This window comes from Paenibacillus sp. 05T425 (assembly GCF_056396205.1).
This window is the reverse complement of record NZ_JBFTLA010000001.1, coordinates 340,035-355,000: the sequence shown is the minus strand read 5'-3', so window position 1 is coordinate 355,000 and position 14,966 is coordinate 340,035. Positions and strand designations below refer to the sequence as shown.

General features: G+C 53.2%; 13 protein-coding genes. 9 read left to right on the top strand and 4 right to left on the bottom strand.

The window, feature by feature from the left end:
- Positions 1 to 1,548, top strand: coding sequence for an L-glutamate gamma-semialdehyde dehydrogenase (gene pruA, locus AC1DF0_RS01470; protein WP_442052173.1), 1,548 nt, complete (start codon positions 1 to 3; stop codon positions 1,546 to 1,548).
- A gap of 215 nt (positions 1,549 to 1,763) precedes the next feature.
- Here the strand turns inward: pruA and AC1DF0_RS01465 are convergent, their stop codons facing one another.
- Together AC1DF0_RS01465 and AC1DF0_RS01460 are read right to left on the bottom strand one after the other, a co-directional pair.
- Positions 1,764 to 2,408, bottom strand: coding sequence for a metal-dependent hydrolase (locus tag AC1DF0_RS01465; protein WP_477572835.1), 645 nt, complete (start codon positions 2,406 to 2,408; stop codon positions 1,764 to 1,766).
- A 36-nt stretch (positions 2,409 to 2,444) separates the two neighbouring features.
- Complete coding sequence (locus AC1DF0_RS01460; protein ID WP_477572834.1) at positions 2,445 to 2,606, bottom strand: hypothetical protein; 162 nt, start codon at positions 2,604 to 2,606, stop codon at positions 2,445 to 2,447.
- 146 nt (positions 2,607 to 2,752) lie between these two features.
- On the opposite strand from AC1DF0_RS01460, the gene AC1DF0_RS01455 reads away from it, so the two are divergent.
- The 6 genes from AC1DF0_RS01455 to AC1DF0_RS01430 all read left to right on the top strand — a co-directional run bounded on the left by AC1DF0_RS01455 (position 2,753) and on the right by AC1DF0_RS01430 (position 9,599).
- Positions 2,753 to 3,118 (top strand): ArsR/SmtB family transcription factor, encoded by a 366-nt coding sequence (locus tag AC1DF0_RS01455; protein WP_337100055.1) that lies wholly within the window; start codon positions 2,753 to 2,755, stop codon positions 3,116 to 3,118.
- Positions 3,119 to 3,311: 193 nt separating this feature from the next.
- Positions 3,312 to 4,343 (top strand): LacI family DNA-binding transcriptional regulator, encoded by a 1,032-nt coding sequence (locus AC1DF0_RS01450; protein WP_442052175.1) that lies wholly within the window; start codon positions 3,312 to 3,314, stop codon positions 4,341 to 4,343.
- 30 nt (positions 4,344 to 4,373) lie between these two features.
- Complete coding sequence (locus AC1DF0_RS01445; RefSeq protein WP_442052176.1) at positions 4,374 to 4,949, top strand: glycerol-3-phosphate responsive antiterminator; 576 nt, start codon at positions 4,374 to 4,376, stop codon at positions 4,947 to 4,949.
- Positions 4,950 to 4,973: 24 nt separating this feature from the next.
- Positions 4,974 to 6,464, top strand: coding sequence for a glycerol kinase GlpK (glpK, locus tag AC1DF0_RS01440; protein ID WP_442052177.1), 1,491 nt, complete (start codon positions 4,974 to 4,976; stop codon positions 6,462 to 6,464).
- A gap of 184 nt (positions 6,465 to 6,648) precedes the next feature.
- Positions 6,649 to 8,337: a glycerol-3-phosphate dehydrogenase/oxidase gene (locus tag AC1DF0_RS01435; protein WP_477572833.1), complete on the top strand. Its 1,689-nt coding sequence runs from the start codon at positions 6,649 to 6,651 to the stop codon at positions 8,335 to 8,337.
- Positions 8,338 to 8,504: 167 nt separating this feature from the next.
- A complete protein-coding gene (locus AC1DF0_RS01430; RefSeq protein ID WP_477572832.1) occupies positions 8,505 to 9,599 on the top strand; it encodes a cation diffusion facilitator family transporter in 1,095 nt (364 codons plus the stop codon).
- Between the two features lie 241 nt (positions 9,600 to 9,840).
- Here AC1DF0_RS01430 and AC1DF0_RS01425 read toward each other — a convergent pair whose 3' ends face one another.
- Both AC1DF0_RS01425 and AC1DF0_RS01420 read right to left on the bottom strand, forming a co-directional pair.
- Positions 9,841 to 10,971 carry an ABC transporter permease gene (locus AC1DF0_RS01425; protein WP_442052180.1) on the bottom strand — a complete coding sequence of 377 codons (1,131 nt, stop codon included), beginning with the start codon at positions 10,969 to 10,971 and terminating at the stop codon, positions 9,841 to 9,843.
- A 1-nt stretch (position 10,972) separates the two neighbouring features.
- Positions 10,973 to 11,902, bottom strand: a complete 930-nt coding sequence (locus AC1DF0_RS01420; RefSeq protein WP_477572831.1) for an ABC transporter ATP-binding protein — start codon at positions 11,900 to 11,902, stop codon at positions 10,973 to 10,975.
- 437 nt (positions 11,903 to 12,339) lie between these two features.
- On the opposite strand from AC1DF0_RS01420, the gene AC1DF0_RS01415 reads away from it, so the two are divergent.
- Both AC1DF0_RS01415 and AC1DF0_RS01410 read left to right on the top strand, forming a co-directional pair.
- Positions 12,340 to 13,971, top strand: coding sequence for a type 2 periplasmic-binding domain-containing protein (locus tag AC1DF0_RS01415; RefSeq protein WP_477572830.1), 1,632 nt, complete (start codon positions 12,340 to 12,342; stop codon positions 13,969 to 13,971).
- Between the two features lie 26 nt (positions 13,972 to 13,997).
- Complete coding sequence (locus tag AC1DF0_RS01410; protein WP_477572829.1) at positions 13,998 to 14,957, top strand: ABC transporter permease; 960 nt, start codon at positions 13,998 to 14,000, stop codon at positions 14,955 to 14,957.
- The last annotated feature ends 9 nt before the right edge of the window (positions 14,958 to 14,966 follow it).

The following is a 14,966-nucleotide window of genomic DNA, read 5'->3' as shown; positions in this document are numbered from 1 at the left end:
ATGCGGGAGCCTTATCAGAACGAGCCGTTTACCGATTTCACGATTAGCGACCGAATTGACGAATTTCAAGAGGCGCTCCGCAAAGTAGAGTCGGAGCTAGGCAAGGAGTATTTGATTAAGATCGGCGCCGACCGGATCGAGACGACTACGAAGCGTCGTTCGATCAATCCGTCCCAGACGACCCAGCTCGTCGGCATCGTATCCCAGGCCGATCAGGCACTGGCCCATAAAGCCATTCTCGCGGCGGCAGCGGCATTCGATAACTGGAAACGCGTCGCGCCTTCGGCACGTGCAAGAATGCTCTACAAAGCGGCTGCCAGCTTGCGCCGCCGCAAGCACGAGTTCTCCTCATGGCTTGTCTACGAGGCGGGCAAAAGCTGGGCCGAGGCGGATGCGGATACGGCAGAAACGATCGACTTCATGGAGTATTACGGCCGGGAGATGGAGCGGCTGTCGGAAAGGCAACCGCTCGTTCCGTATCCCGGCGAGGATAATGAGATGTTCTATATACCGTTAGGCGTGGGCGTTATTATCCCGCCGTGGAATTTTCCGCTGGCGATTATGGCCGGCATGACGATGGCGGCGATCGTGGCCGGCAACACGGTCGTATTGAAGCCGGCGAGCGCAACGGCAGTCGTTGCGGCGAAGTTCATTGAGCTCCTGGAGGAAGCGGGACTTCCGGACGGCGTCGTTAATTTTTTGCCGGGATCAGGTACGGAAATTGGCGATTACTTGGTGGAGCATCCGCTGACAAGATTTATTTGCTTCACCGGCTCGCGCGAGGTCGGGCTGCGTATTAATGAAAGAGCGGCAACCGTGCAGCAGGATCAGAAGTGGATTAAGCGCGTCGTCGCCGAGATGGGCGGCAAGGATACGATCATCGTCGACGAGGACTGCGATCTCGACTTGGCGGCGGAGGCTATAACGGTGTCGGCGTTCGGCTATGCCGGGCAGAAATGCTCTGCTTGCTCAAGGGCAGTCGTCCTCGAAGCGGTGTATGATGCGGTGATCGCCAAAGTTATCGAACGGACGAAGCAGCTTAAGGTCGGCAAGGCTAATGAGCTTACTTCGCATATTGGACCTGTCATAGACGAGCGGGCTTATTTCAGTATCCTGAAATATATCGAGGTTGGGCGCAGCGAAGGCACTGTTGTCTATGGAGGAAGCAAAGGCGGGAACGGCGGATACTTTATCGAGCCGACGATTATTAAGGATGTTGAGCCGTATGCGCGCATCGCGCAGGAGGAGATATTCGGTCCGGTGCTGGCTTTCATCCGTGCCGCCAACTTCGAGGCGGCGATCGATATCGCCAACAATACGGAATACGGGCTGACGGGAGCGGTCATCTCGCGCAATCGCGGCAAGTTGGAGCAAGCGCGGGAACAGTTCCATGTCGGCAATCTCTACTTCAACCGCAAATGTACCGGTGCGCTCGTCGGTGTCCAGCCCTTCGGCGGTTTCAATATGTCGGGAACCAATTCGAAGGCGGGGGGACGAGATTACTTGCTGCTGTTCATGCAGTCGAAGGTGGTCACGGAACGGTTTTAGCTAGCGGTATCATACGTTGGCATTTGGCGGTCAGGCGGGGGAGCGAGTGAGGTAAATCTCATGCAGAGTGAGGCTAACCTCACTCTTTATTGAGGTTCTGAAGTGTTTATAAACAAATAGTGAGGCAAATCTCACTCGCCATGATGCTAGGTTCATGGGTAATGAGGTTTGCCTCACGATTTGGCTTACGCAGAGCGGCCTAAGTCCTAAGTATGCTACACGCGCAGCTTGATCGATTTCTTATATAACGGATACAGCCATTTTACACCGCTTGGCGTGATAGAGTCCGCAACGAGATGGGACAAATAGCCGAGCGTGGCAACGACGGCGATCCCTTCTATCTGCAGCTGCTGTTCCAAGCCCCAGCCGATTGCAGCCCAGATGAGCGTCGCCCATACGGTATGCGTCATGCCGCGATGCTTCAGCCATGGGACCCATGCGACAAACAAACCGAAGCCGATGAGCCAATTCATCTGATAGGTGAAGCCGACATACATCAGGATACAGCCGACTACGCTCACAAGCGCGTTACGGATGGCGCCTTGTTTCATAACAAGGCCGAGCAGAAGCGCAGCAGCGCTGCTTCCAATAAGGATAGGGGAAACGGGATGTCCTGTAAAAAATAAGTAAGCGATAATGCCGATAAATACGACGCCGCCCCATAACATAAGCTCACGAATGAGCTTCGAGAGCTTGCCAAGCTTGCTGCTCAGCATGCTTGTGCCGTCAAGATCGGCAGCTAATGCCGAGAAACCCGCAATACCGATGAATAACGCGGCATGCTGAAGCGTGAACGGATAATAGATAGATGCGGCTCCGCCAATTGCCGCTCCGATGGTTAGATGTGTTTTACCTGTCATAATTCCTCCTGTGACTGACTAGTCGCTCCTTGCTGTTCATAAATGTTCGTGGTTGACGAGTTCATTGCGTACCATCTGCTCCAGCTTCTCTACAATTTGGTCATGCAGCGGGTCGCGCTTCAATAAGCCGAAGAACCGTCTGCGCTTTTGCTTTTTTAGAAGCTGCAGCAAATAGAGCTTTTCTTTAAGCGTGAACATAGGTCCACTTCCTTTCGCCTTGCTCGCTAGGGATAGCGATTACGCTTCATTATAGAGGAAAGATAAGCCGTTATGGAAGCGGTACACGGTATGAAACGAAACATGGTATAATAGCCTCACGAAATGATGGAGCGGGTGGGATGAAAATGGATAATCAATTAGCCGCTGCCTGCGAGGATACATGCGCCGGGACTGAAGCCGATATTGCGGATGTAAAAAGCAAGCTCGTGAGCGACGGGACAGCCGTGGAGCTGGCTGATCTGTTCAAGGCGCTTGGCGACCCGACGCGGGTGAAGATCATTCATGCGCTGCTGCAGTCGGAGCTATGCGTGCATGATTTGACCGAGGTGCTTGAGATGGGGCAGTCCGCGATCTCCCATCAGCTTAGGCTGCTGCGGAATATGCGAATCGTGAAGCGCAGAAAAGTAGGGAAAACGGTATTTTACTCGTTGGATGACGATCATGTGGAGCAAGTTTTCACGCTAACGCTACAACATTTAAAGCATGAGTAAACGAAGAGGCGGCCCGTATATACGAGGTTTGCCTCTTTTTTAGTGTTTAGTGTGTTTTTTGGTGTGAATGAAGTAGGTGGGTAAAATTATGAGAGATAATTTTACTTGATTTTTAGTAAAATAATCGTATATTTGTAGATAGAGAAGTAGCGACGGCTGCGAACTGAACCGAAATGCAGGAAGGAAAGTTAGCATGGCTACCATAAAAGATATTGCACAGCAAGCGAATGTGTCTATCGCAACCGTATCGCGCGTGCTCAATTATGATCCGGGCTTATCCGTTACGGATGAGACGCGGAAGCGGATTTTCGAGGTTGCGCAGAAGCTGAACTATAAGACGCTCCGAGAGCGAAACGGGAGCGGGCAAGCGCAGACTAAGGAACGTTACCGCATTGGACTCGTAAGCTGGTATTCGGAGCAAGAGGAGATGCTGGATCCGTATTACTTGGCGATTCGGCTTGGCGCGGAGAAGGAGTGCTTCCAGCGGCAGATCGAGATGGTGAAGCTGTTCGTCCAAGGCGGCGACTCGACTTCTGATTGGTTAGGCGAACCGCTCGACGGCATTGTCGCGATCGGCCGTTTCGAGAAAGACGATTTGGAGCGGTTTCCCGAAGGCATGACGAATATCGTGTTCGTCGATTCGTCGCCGGAGGAAAATCGATTCGATTCGGTTGTTATCGACCTGCGCAAATCGGTGTTCGAGGTGCTCGACTATTTGATTGGGCTAGGCCATACGGAAATTGGTTATATTGGCGGGCATAATAAGGTGAACAACAAGCGGGTGCAGGATGAGCGAGAGCTTGCATTCGTAGAGCGGCTTACCGTGCAAGACATTTATAATCCGGCATTTGTATTTACGGGCGACAATCTGTACGCCGAAGAAGGCTATAAGCTAATGAAAGCTGCGATAGAAGGCGGAAAGCTGCCGACGGCTTTTTTTATCGAAAACGATTCGATGGCTGTTGGCGCGCTGAGAGCGCTGCACGAGGCCAAGCTGCAAGCTCCGCATGATATCTCGATCGTTGGCTGCAACGACATTCCCATCTCAGCTTATATGCAGCCGCCGCTGACAACCGTTAAGGTGCACATGGAGCATATGGGCGAGACGGCAGTGGAATTGCTTGCGGATCGGATGGCGGGTGGCAGGGATATCGCAAGAAAAATCGTTTTGCCTGCCAGACTGTTGGAGCGGGAGAGTAGCGGTCGTCCGAGGCGGAATGACTAGCGGATATCGCATAAGAACGGAGTCGATTACATGCCATTATTGACAGTAGGCCAGAGTGTTCTGCCAGCTGTGCGCAAACAGAAGGATGTGGAGGCGGTTCTCGCCACTCCTTATACGTATATGGTGCTTCTAGGCGGCCATCTGGGTCAATTGAAGCCTCTCGTCGACCTGGCTGGTCAGCATGGCAAGAAGGTGCTGCTGCATGCCGATCTGATCGATGGACTGAAGAACGATGAGTATGCAGCGGAGTTTCTATGCCAATCCATTAGACCGGCAGGTCTGATCTCGACGCGTTCCACCGTGATCGGAAGGACGAAAAAAAACGGACTGATTGCCATACAGCGGCTGTTTCTCATTGATTCGGATGCGATCGAGCACAGCTATACGCTGCTCGAGAAGACGCAGCCCGACTACATCGAGGTGCTGCCGGGCATTATGCCCGATATGATTCGCGAGGTGAAGGAGCGAAGCGGGATTCCGATTATTGCCGGCGGCCTTATTCGGACGGCGGGCGACGTATCGAATGCGCTCGCGGCAGGCGCTTCCGCGATCACGACTTCACGCAAGGAGCTTTGGCAAAATTTCAGTACAGGCAATGAACTATAGATACTTCTTGGGGAGGAATATCGGATGGACAAATACATGCTGGCGCTCGACCAAGGCACGACGAGCACAAGGGCGCTACTGGTCGATCACGGCGGCCATATTGTCGATATGGTGCGCGAGGAGCTTCCGCTCGTATATCCGGAGCCTGGCTCCGTAGAAGCCGATGCGTCATTTATATGGGAATCAGCGAAAAAAGTAATTGCAGGCTTGCTTGCGAAGACAGGCATTGCAGTGGGACAAATTGCCGGAATCGGCATTACGAATCAGCGGGAGACAACCGTTGTCTGGGATAAGGCTACAGGCGAGCCGATTCATCACGCCATTGTATGGCAATCTCGCCAAACGACGCCGATATGCGAGCAGCTCAAGGCAGACGGCCATGAGCGCGCGTTCCATACGCGGACTGGCTTGCTGATCGACGCCTACTTCTCCGGCACGAAGGTGAAGTGGCTGCTTGATCATGTGGATGGAGCGAGAGAGCGAGCGGAACGCGGAGAGCTGCTATTCGGCACGATCGATAGCTGGCTCGTCTGGAAGCTGACAGGCGGAGCGGTACATGTGACGGATGTGACGAATGCGTCCCGTACGATGGTGTTCAATATACACGATCGCCGCTGGGACGATGAGCTGCTGCGCATACTGGATATTCCTGCATCCATGCTGCCTGAAGTACGGTCCTCTTCGGAGGTATATGGTCATGTTGCCCCCGAGCTATTCGGAGCGCCGATTCCAATTGCGGGCATGGCTGGGGATCAGCAAGCGGCTTTGTTCGGACAGACGGCATTCGATAAAGGCTGCACGAAAAATACGTACGGCACAGGCTGCTTCATGTTGATGAACACGGGCGAGCAAGCGATCGTGTCCGATCGCGGCTTGTTGACGACCATCGCATGGGAAGTGGACGGCAAGCTGGAATACGCGCTTGAAGGCAGCGTATTCGTAGCGGGTGCAGCCATTCAATGGCTGCGTGACGGGCTTGAGTTGATTGAGTCGGCAAGCGAAACCGAGGCGCTGGCCGAGCAGGTTGAATCGACGGACGGAGTCTACGTCGTACCCGCATTCGTTGGACTTGGCACGCCGTATTGGAACAGCGATGTTCGCGGTGCGGCATTCGGGCTGACGCGCGGGACGTCGAAGGCTCATTTTGTACGCGCCGTACTGGAGTCGCTCGCTTATCAGACGAAAGATGTGCTCTCCGTCATGATCGAGGAGTCGGGCCTTAAGCTGCAAGCATTATCCGTCGATGGCGGCGCGATCGGCAACAACCTGCTCATGCAGTTCCAAAGCGATCTGCTAGGCGTGCCGGTGGAGCGGCCACTCGTAAGCGAGTCGACGGCGCTTGGCGCAGCTTACTTGGCAGGACTCGCTACCGGCTTCTGGAGCAGCAAGGAGGAGCTTGCTGCGCTTCGTCAAGTGGAGCGGGTGTTCGAACCGGGCATGGAAGACACGAGAAGGCAAGAGCTGTACGATGGTTGGCACCGCGCGGTAAAGGCTGCCATGGCATTTGCCAAGTAATCATGTTATAATAACGACAAGTTAATAACGGTTGGAGACACGGAGAAACCATGATAGCCGCTTTCGTATCCTCGTTTGAGGGGGAGAGCGGTTTACGTGGTTTCTTTTTTTGTTGCTTTAGGAGTAACGAAATACGATCAACAGAACAATAATAGGTATAGAGCGCTGGGAGGCTGCGGAAAATATGAATACGGATACGAAAGAAACGGCTTTTGCCGCACAAAATAGGGAACTTCGATTAGAAGAGATGACACGCATGGAGCTGGACCTGCTCGTCATTGGCGGCGGCATTACAGGCGCCGGCATCGCGCTGGATGCGGTAACGAGAGGGCTTCGCGTTGCTGTCGTGGAGATGCAGGATTTTGCGGCTGGCACGTCGAGCCGTTCGACGAAGCTTGTGCATGGCGGTCTACGCTACTTGAAGCAATTGGAGATTAACGTCGTGGCCGAGGTAGGCAAGGAGCGGGCGATCGTATATGAGAACGGGCCGCATGTGACGACGCCGGAGTGGATGCTGCTGCCGCTTTACAAAGGGGGCACATTCGGCAAGTTCTCGACGTCCATCGGACTGCGCGTCTATGATTTTCTAGCTGGCGTCAAGAGGCAAGAGCGCCGCAAAATGCTTAGCGCCGAGGAAGCGCTGCGCAGAGAGCCGTTATTGAAGCGCGACGGATTAAAGGGCGGCGGCTACTATGTGGAATATAGAACGGACGATGCTCGCCTGACAATTGAAGTAATGAAAAGAGCGGTTGAGCTAGGGGCGCTTGCCGTTAACTATGCCAAAGTGGATAACCTGCTCTACAATAGCAGCGGCGTAGTAGAAGGCGCTGCGGTACGGGATATGATCAGCGACAAGACGTATGACGTTCGGGCAGCGAAAGTGATTAATGCGACAGGTCCGTGGGTAGATGAGCTGCGCGAAAAGGACGGCTCCAAACAAGGCAAGACGCTGCGGCTGACGAAAGGCGTCCATCTTGTATTCGACGGCAAACGATTCCCGCTTAAGCAAGCGGTGTACTTCGACACGCCGGACGGACGGATGGTGTTCGCGATTCCACGCGAGGGCAAAACGTACTTTGGTACGACCGATACGAATTATAAGGGCGATACGGCAACGCCTGTCATGACGATGGAGGATCGCGACTACTTGCTGCAAGCGGCGAACTTCATGTTCCCGCAAATGAAGCTTGTCGTCGCCGACGTGGAATCAAGCTGGGCCGGGCTAAGGCCGTTAATTCAGCAAGAAGGCAAGTCGCCTTCGGAAATATCGCGCCGCGACGAGATCTTCGTCTCGAACTCGGGCTTCATTTCAATAGCGGGCGGCAAGCTGACCGGCTACCGTAAGATGGCTGAGACGGTCGTCGATAAAGCGGTCGAGCTGCTGCGCAAGGACGGCGGGGCTATCGGCATAGGCCGCAGCGATACGAAGGAGCTGCGCATGTCGGGCGGCGATACGGGCGGATCGGCTGGATTCGCAGCCTATGTAGCTGCTCAGGTGAAGAAAGGGATGGCTGCAGGATTGAAGGAAAGCGAAGCGCGTATGATTGCGGAAAAATACGGCTCGAACGCCGAGAAGCTATACGCACTCGCTGATGCAGTCACGGCGAAGTGGGCAACCTCCCACAAGCTGCCGCTAGTGCTTGCCGTACAGCTCCGTTATTCGATGGAGGCAGAAATGACGGTGAAGCCGGAGGACTTCTTTATCCGCAGAACTGGCGATCTATTCTTCCGTATTGGGGAAGTACGCAAGTGGAAAGGCGCTGTAATTCCCGCAATGGCCCAGCAATTGGGATGGACGGCAGAGCAGCAGGCGCAGTACAGCAAGGATTTGGAGCGGAAGCTGGCTGAGGCAGTCGAAGCGCCGAAGCAATAACAATAGGGGAGAGGCTGGCGCATATGAGCGCCTGCCTCTTTTTTTATTATGTGCAATTGGGCAATATAAGTTGCAGAACAAGCAAATTATTCATATAATACATATGAGCATGTATTCATATATAATTCGATTTCGAATTCATAAGAGCAAGTTGGGGGAGATTTAACATGGGCGAGAAACCGCGTGAACGATTAAGCAGCAGCAAGGCCGGCAATAAAGAGGAAGGTTGTGCAGAGAGCCGCGAGCACTCGCATGAGTCTCATGAACATGGCGATGGATGCAATCATGGCACTGATCATGATCATAAACCAAGTAAGGCCCGTAGTAATAACCACAACCATAGTCACGGCGGCCATAGCCATCACGGCCACAGCCACCATAGGCATTCCCATGGACCGAACAATAAAGCGGGGTTGCTGTTCGCCTTCGTCATAACGGCGGGCATTATGGTGCTGGAATTCGTCGGCGGCCTCGTGACGAATTCGCTGGCGCTGCTCTCCGATTCTGGGCATATGCTTAGCGATGCGGCTGCGCTTGCGCTTAGTCTCGCTGCGATGTGGTTCGCCGCAAGACCGTCCTCTGCCAAGCGAACATTCGGCTTCCATCGCTTCGAAATATTAGCTGCGCTGCTTAACGGCGTATCGCTGTTCGTCATCTCCGGCTTCATTATCGCGGAAGCGATCAAGCGTTTCTGGGAACCGCCGACTGTAGCGAGCGGATCGATGATGATCATCGCAGGTATCGGCTTGCTGGCGAACCTTGCGAGCGCATGGTTCCTTATGCGCAAAGGCGACGTAAAGGATAATCTGAATGTTCGCAGCGCATACCTGCATGTCATCGGCGACGCGATTGGCTCCGTTGGCGCCATAGTTGCCGGGCTGCTTATGTTGCTGTTCTCGTGGTACATCGCCGATCCAATTATAAGCGTTATTGTCGCGCTGCTCATTCTGAAGAGCGCGTGGGGCATCATCAACTCCACCGTTCATATTCTCATGGAAGGCACGCCGCACAGCGTTGATGCTGATGAAGTTAAAGCAACTTTGCTCGGTGTAAAAGGCGTTAGCGATGTGCATGATCTTCATATCTGGACGATTACGTCCGGCATCGATTCGTTAAGCTGCCATCTCATTATTCGCGATGATGCGGACAGTCAGGCCGTCCTGCGCGAGGCCTTAAAGCTAATCGAGGAGCAATACGGCATCGACCATGCTACGATTCAGGTGGAGAACTCTTCCTTACGGCATGCCGAGCTGCGGGTATAAAAAAAGACAAACGCCTCTGTTCCCATCGCATTGCGGCGATGAGGAAGAGAGGCGTTTTTGGCATCGGCATGTTTAACTGGAATTTCTCCCGTTAATTATAGCGATTTTGGATAAATCGAAGAAATAACTGGAGTTCCTCCTGCTAATATCGCTACTTCTGAGAATAGGTAGTTTTCGCCCAGTAATAACGGGAGTTTTTCCAGTTATTTTGGACGGGATCGATATGGTTACGGCTTTACGCTCATCGCGCTTCTTCGCTAATCGATTTTGTTCGGTATAACTGAGCGCCTACAAGGAAGGAAACGACGCCCCATAGCGCCATGATGCCCATGCCCAGCCAGAAGGCTCCGTTCGTAACGCTCTCCGCATAGATGAGGCCGTCGCGTATGCCGTCCACAAAGTAAGTAAGCGGAAGCACCTGCGTCACCGGCTGAAGCCATTGCGGCAATTGCTCAAGCGGGAAGAAGACGCCGCTTAGGAACATCATAAGCATGCTGGCGATATTCGCCATGCCCATATAAGCTTCGATCGTCTTGCTGAACGACGAGAATAAGTAACCCATCGCATTGAAGACGAGAGCGCCGGCGAAGAAGGCGACAGCAAGACTGAAAATATTAATATGCAAGGAAGCCCCGAAGCCATATACGCCGATTAGCGACAAAATGACGATCTGCACGATGCCGAGCATCAAGCGCACAAGCATGCTCGCGAGACCGTACAGTCCCATCCTGGCCGGTGTCATTCGAAGCCGCTTCAACAATCCGCGCCTGCGTAAGTCGACGAGCTCAACCATGCCGAACAATCCGCCTTGCGCGACGGATAATCCGATCATGCCCGTAAGCAGGAAGTCCTCGTATTTCAAGTCTTCCGCACCGGAAGTGACAGAAGAAATCGTCATGCCGATTACCGGCTCAGCTCCCGCTGCCTCTAGATTGGCTTGTTGAATGAACTTATCCAATACGCCGGAGACAACTTGAGTCGTTACGCTTCGTTCGTTCTTCGTATTGACGATGAGCTCCAACGTAGCGGACTCCCCCGATTGGGGCAATATGATCAATGCGTCTACATCCTCGTTTTTCAGCCAATCCAGTCCTTGCTCCTTGCTGACCGGCGTTTCTTCCTTCAGCTCGAGCACGGGAACTTGGCGCAGCTGTTCGAGCAATTGCTCGGATTCGGTTGTCTGAGCGGGCTGAGATACAGCGATGGTCGCCTTGAAATCATCGTCCCCGCCGCCCGTGAAGATAATCATAAACAACACCATCAGAATGATGGGGAAGAAAATATTCCAAAACCACACCTGCTTCTCGCGGAACATCATCTTAATTTGAGCAACGAACATTTTGTTGAATTGCTTCACGCCATTACCGTTCAACTCAATCCCTCCATTCCTTGCCGGTGAAGGCGATGAATACGTCCTCCAGGCTCATCTCGCGAATCGAGATTTGCTGAGTACGGTAGCCGCGATCCTTCGTGAAGCCGAACAGATCGTACAGCGTCTCCTCCGGCTGCGCCGTCCAAATGCACAAGGTTGAATCTTCCCTACTCACCCGTGCGACCGCAGGATGCAAGAGTGCCATCTGCTCGGTCACCGCCGCTGCCTTCTCCCCGTCCAATAGCGACAACCGCACTTCACGTTCCTTCGTCAGCCGATCGATCAGCGCCGATGGCGTATCGAGCGATACGATCTTCCCTTGGTCGACGATACAGACCCGGTCGCTAAGCTTCTCGGCCTCCTCCATGTAGTGAGTCGTAAGTATAGTAGTCTTGCCAAGCTCCTTCAGCTTCAGGATGATGTCCCAAATATTGCGCCGCGCCTGCGGATCAAGCCCCGTTGTCGGTTCATCGAGAAAAATGACAGTCGGATCGTTGATCATGGCGAGGCCGATCGCGAGCCTCTGCCGCTGACCGCCGGACAGCTTTTTCACATGTTTATTGCGTTGGTCGGTCAAGTTAATCATTTCGAGCACTTCTGCAGTAGGAGTCGCTTTGGGGTAAAAGGAGGCGAATAAGTCGAGGTTTTCCTGGACGGTCAATAGATCAAATAGAGCACCGGACTGCGGCTGTACGCCGATCGTCCTTTTGATCTGGTCGCTGTTGCGCTTCCAGTCGAGCGAGCCGAAGGCAATGCTGCCTCTATCGGGCGTCTGCAGCCCTTCAATCATCTCGAGCGTCGTCGTCTTTCCTGCGCCGTTCGGTCCGATGATCGTAAATATTTCTCCGGCTTCGACCGAGAAGCTAATGTCCTCGACCGCCGTAACCGCCCCGAACGTCTTGTGCAGGTGGTTCACTTCCAATACGGGCATAAGGCTTACCTCTCCTTCACGTTCGATTGGCTATACAGAATGATTGTAAAATAACCCAGCACTTCCTCCCAGCGTCCACAGGACGTAATTTAACTCCGTCTGTAGGAGGAGAGAGGTGTTAGGGGATATAGCTTAAATTTCAACTTAATTCAACATAATGTTAACGACATATAACTTAATAAACAGGACCAATCGATTTGAAATCTATTTTAAAGCGGCGTTTTGGTCGATGTACCCCGTGTGATAAGGGATTGTCATCAATGTGTTGGTATTTAGCTTCATAAACAAAATTACAACTTAAATAAATTTGTTAAAATATTTGTTTACAAAAACGAAATGAAATAATACAATGAAGCTGTTAATGTAAGCGTGTTCAATTAAAAGTTGAAACTTTTGTTGAAATGCTTGCTCAATATGAACGAAGCGGGGGATTGGCAATGAAGAAGAGAAATGCGGTTATTACGGCGTCGCTGGCGGCTATGCTGGCGTTGTCGGCGTGCTCGGGCAACTCAGGTTCAGGCAATAATGTAAACGGTAACAAGAATGGCAACGATCCAGCCGCAACGAATGATGCGGCAACGGATGAGCCGGCCGCGCCGCTTGCCATCAGCATGGCGCTGATGGCCGGGCCGAAGACGCCGGATTCGTGGGCCGAGAAGACGCTGGAGGAACAGCTTGCGGCTAGTATGGGCAGAACGGTTGACGTGCAGCCGGTGTTCCTGCCGGATTGGTCGGAGCTTAATACGAAGATCAACCTGCTCATGAGCGCGAAGGATACGCGCCCCGGCATTCTGTGGACGGGCGATACGAAGGAGTTTTTGAAGTGGATAGACGCGGGCGTCGTTCAAGACGTAACGCCTTCGCTTCAGAAGTACGGCAAAGAAATCATCAATTATTATTCGAAAGATACGTTGTTCTACCACTGGGACAGCAGCGGCAAAATGTTCCGCATTCCCGGCGACGTACCGGAAGCGAGCTACATGACAACGATTCTGCGCAAGGATTGGCTCGATAACCTCGGCCTGCAAGTGCCTAAGACGCTCGATGAGTACGTCGCGGTGCTGCGCGCGTTCGCGAACGACGATCCGGACGGCAATGGCAAGAAGGACACATACGGCTTGTCCGGCGACAACTATTATCGCAGTCTTGCTCCGTTCTTCTATGCCTACGGCGTCGATGTGGAAAACTTCATTAAACAAGAAGACGGAAGCGTGAAGTTCGGCTCGGTTATGCCGGAAGTGAAGCCTGTGCTGGAGCTGCTGCAGACGCTTTATAAGGAAGGCGTTATCGATCCGCGCATGTCGACGGCGGCGAACAGCGACGACGAGAAGGTTAACGAGATTTTCGCATCGGGCAAGGTCGGCTCGTTCTACCGCTTCGTCGATTATTTCAACCCGGGCAACTCGGCAGCCATTTCGTTCAAGAAGCTGAACCCGACAGGCGAATATATCGCGATCGATCCTGTCACAGGACCAGACGGCTTCGGTTCGGATCAACCCGATCCGCGCATTGGCTGGTGTTACTTGGTCGTAACGGATGCGGCCGATGCGGACAGCGCCGTTCAAGTGCTGAACACGATGGCAACACCGGATACATTTAAGCTCCTCGCGTTCGGCAAGGAAGGCGAGCATTACGAGATGAAGGACGGCATCTTCACGCCGACGATTACGCCGGACGAAGGCAATAAGCTCGGACTTGGCAACTTCGGCTGGTACATTCAGCGCAAGGACGCGGCGAATATCAAGAACGTGCCTGCCGTTACGGAGCTGTTCGAGAAGAAGTTGGAGACGTCGCAGCCGATGCGCGACAAGATCGTTGTGTTCAAAGCGCTCGACAGACCGGAGTGGGACAAATATTCGGCGGACATCAAGAAAGTGCGCGACGAGTTGTTCTGGCTCATCATTACGGGCAAGAAGCCGGCAAGCGCGTTCGACGACTTCGTGAAGCAATACGAGAAGCTCGGCGGCAAACAGATCGATGAGGAAGCTGCCGGCCTATTCGAGAAGCAGCAACAGGATTATGTCGAGTACGACAAATGGTATGAGACGAACATTGAGCCGTTCAAATAAACCGGCAAGGCAGGAGGGGAAGCGGAATGGAGGCATTAAGAGAGACGTCGCCTATCGTCGGTAAGACCAGCGTTGCCTCCAGTAGGGCGCTGTGGAAGGACTTGGTCCGGGATAAATATTTGTATCTGCTACTGTTGCCGGGTCTACTGCTTATTCTCGTATTTCGGTATGCGCCGATGTACGGCATTGTCATCGCCTTTCAGGATTACAACATTTTCAAGGGAGTAGGAGGGAGCGAGTGGGTTGGATTGGATCAATTCACCCGCTTGTTCGGCTCCCCTGATTTCTACGAAATATTGCGTAACACGGTGCTCATCAGCCTATACAAGCTGGCAGCCTCCTTCACCATTCCGATCGTGCTGTCGCTGCTGCTGAACGAGCTGAGGCATCTTGCATTCAAGCGAGTGACGCAATCGATCATCTATTTGCCGCATTTCGTGTCCTGGGTTATTTTTTCGGGCGTCATCATTTCTTTTCTGAATCCGGTGGACGGCCTGATTAATACGGTGATTGCGAAGTTTGGCGGGAATCCTATTGATTTTCTCGGGAACACCTCCTATTTTCGCTCGATACTCGTCATTAGCGACGTGTACAAGGAGGTAGGTTGGGGAACGATCATCTATCTGGCGGCGATCGCCGGAGTGAATGCCGATCTGTACGAGGCGGCCCGGATGGACGGGGCGAACAAAGCTCGCCAAATGTGGCATGTGACGCTGCCGGCTATTCGCCCCGTCATTATTATTTTGGTCATTCTAAGCCTCGCGAACATTCTTGAGGCCGGCTTCCAGCAAGTGTTCTTGCTCTACAGCCCGCTCGTCTACGAGGTTGGCGACATTATCGATACGTATGTGTACAGGGTCGGCATACAGGAAGCGAATTACAGCTATGCAACGGCGGCCGGTCTGTTCAAGTCGCTTGTGGCTATGGTGCTGATCGTGTCCGTCAACAAGCTGGTGAAGCTGAGCGGGCAGGATGGCCTGTGGTAAAGGAGGAGC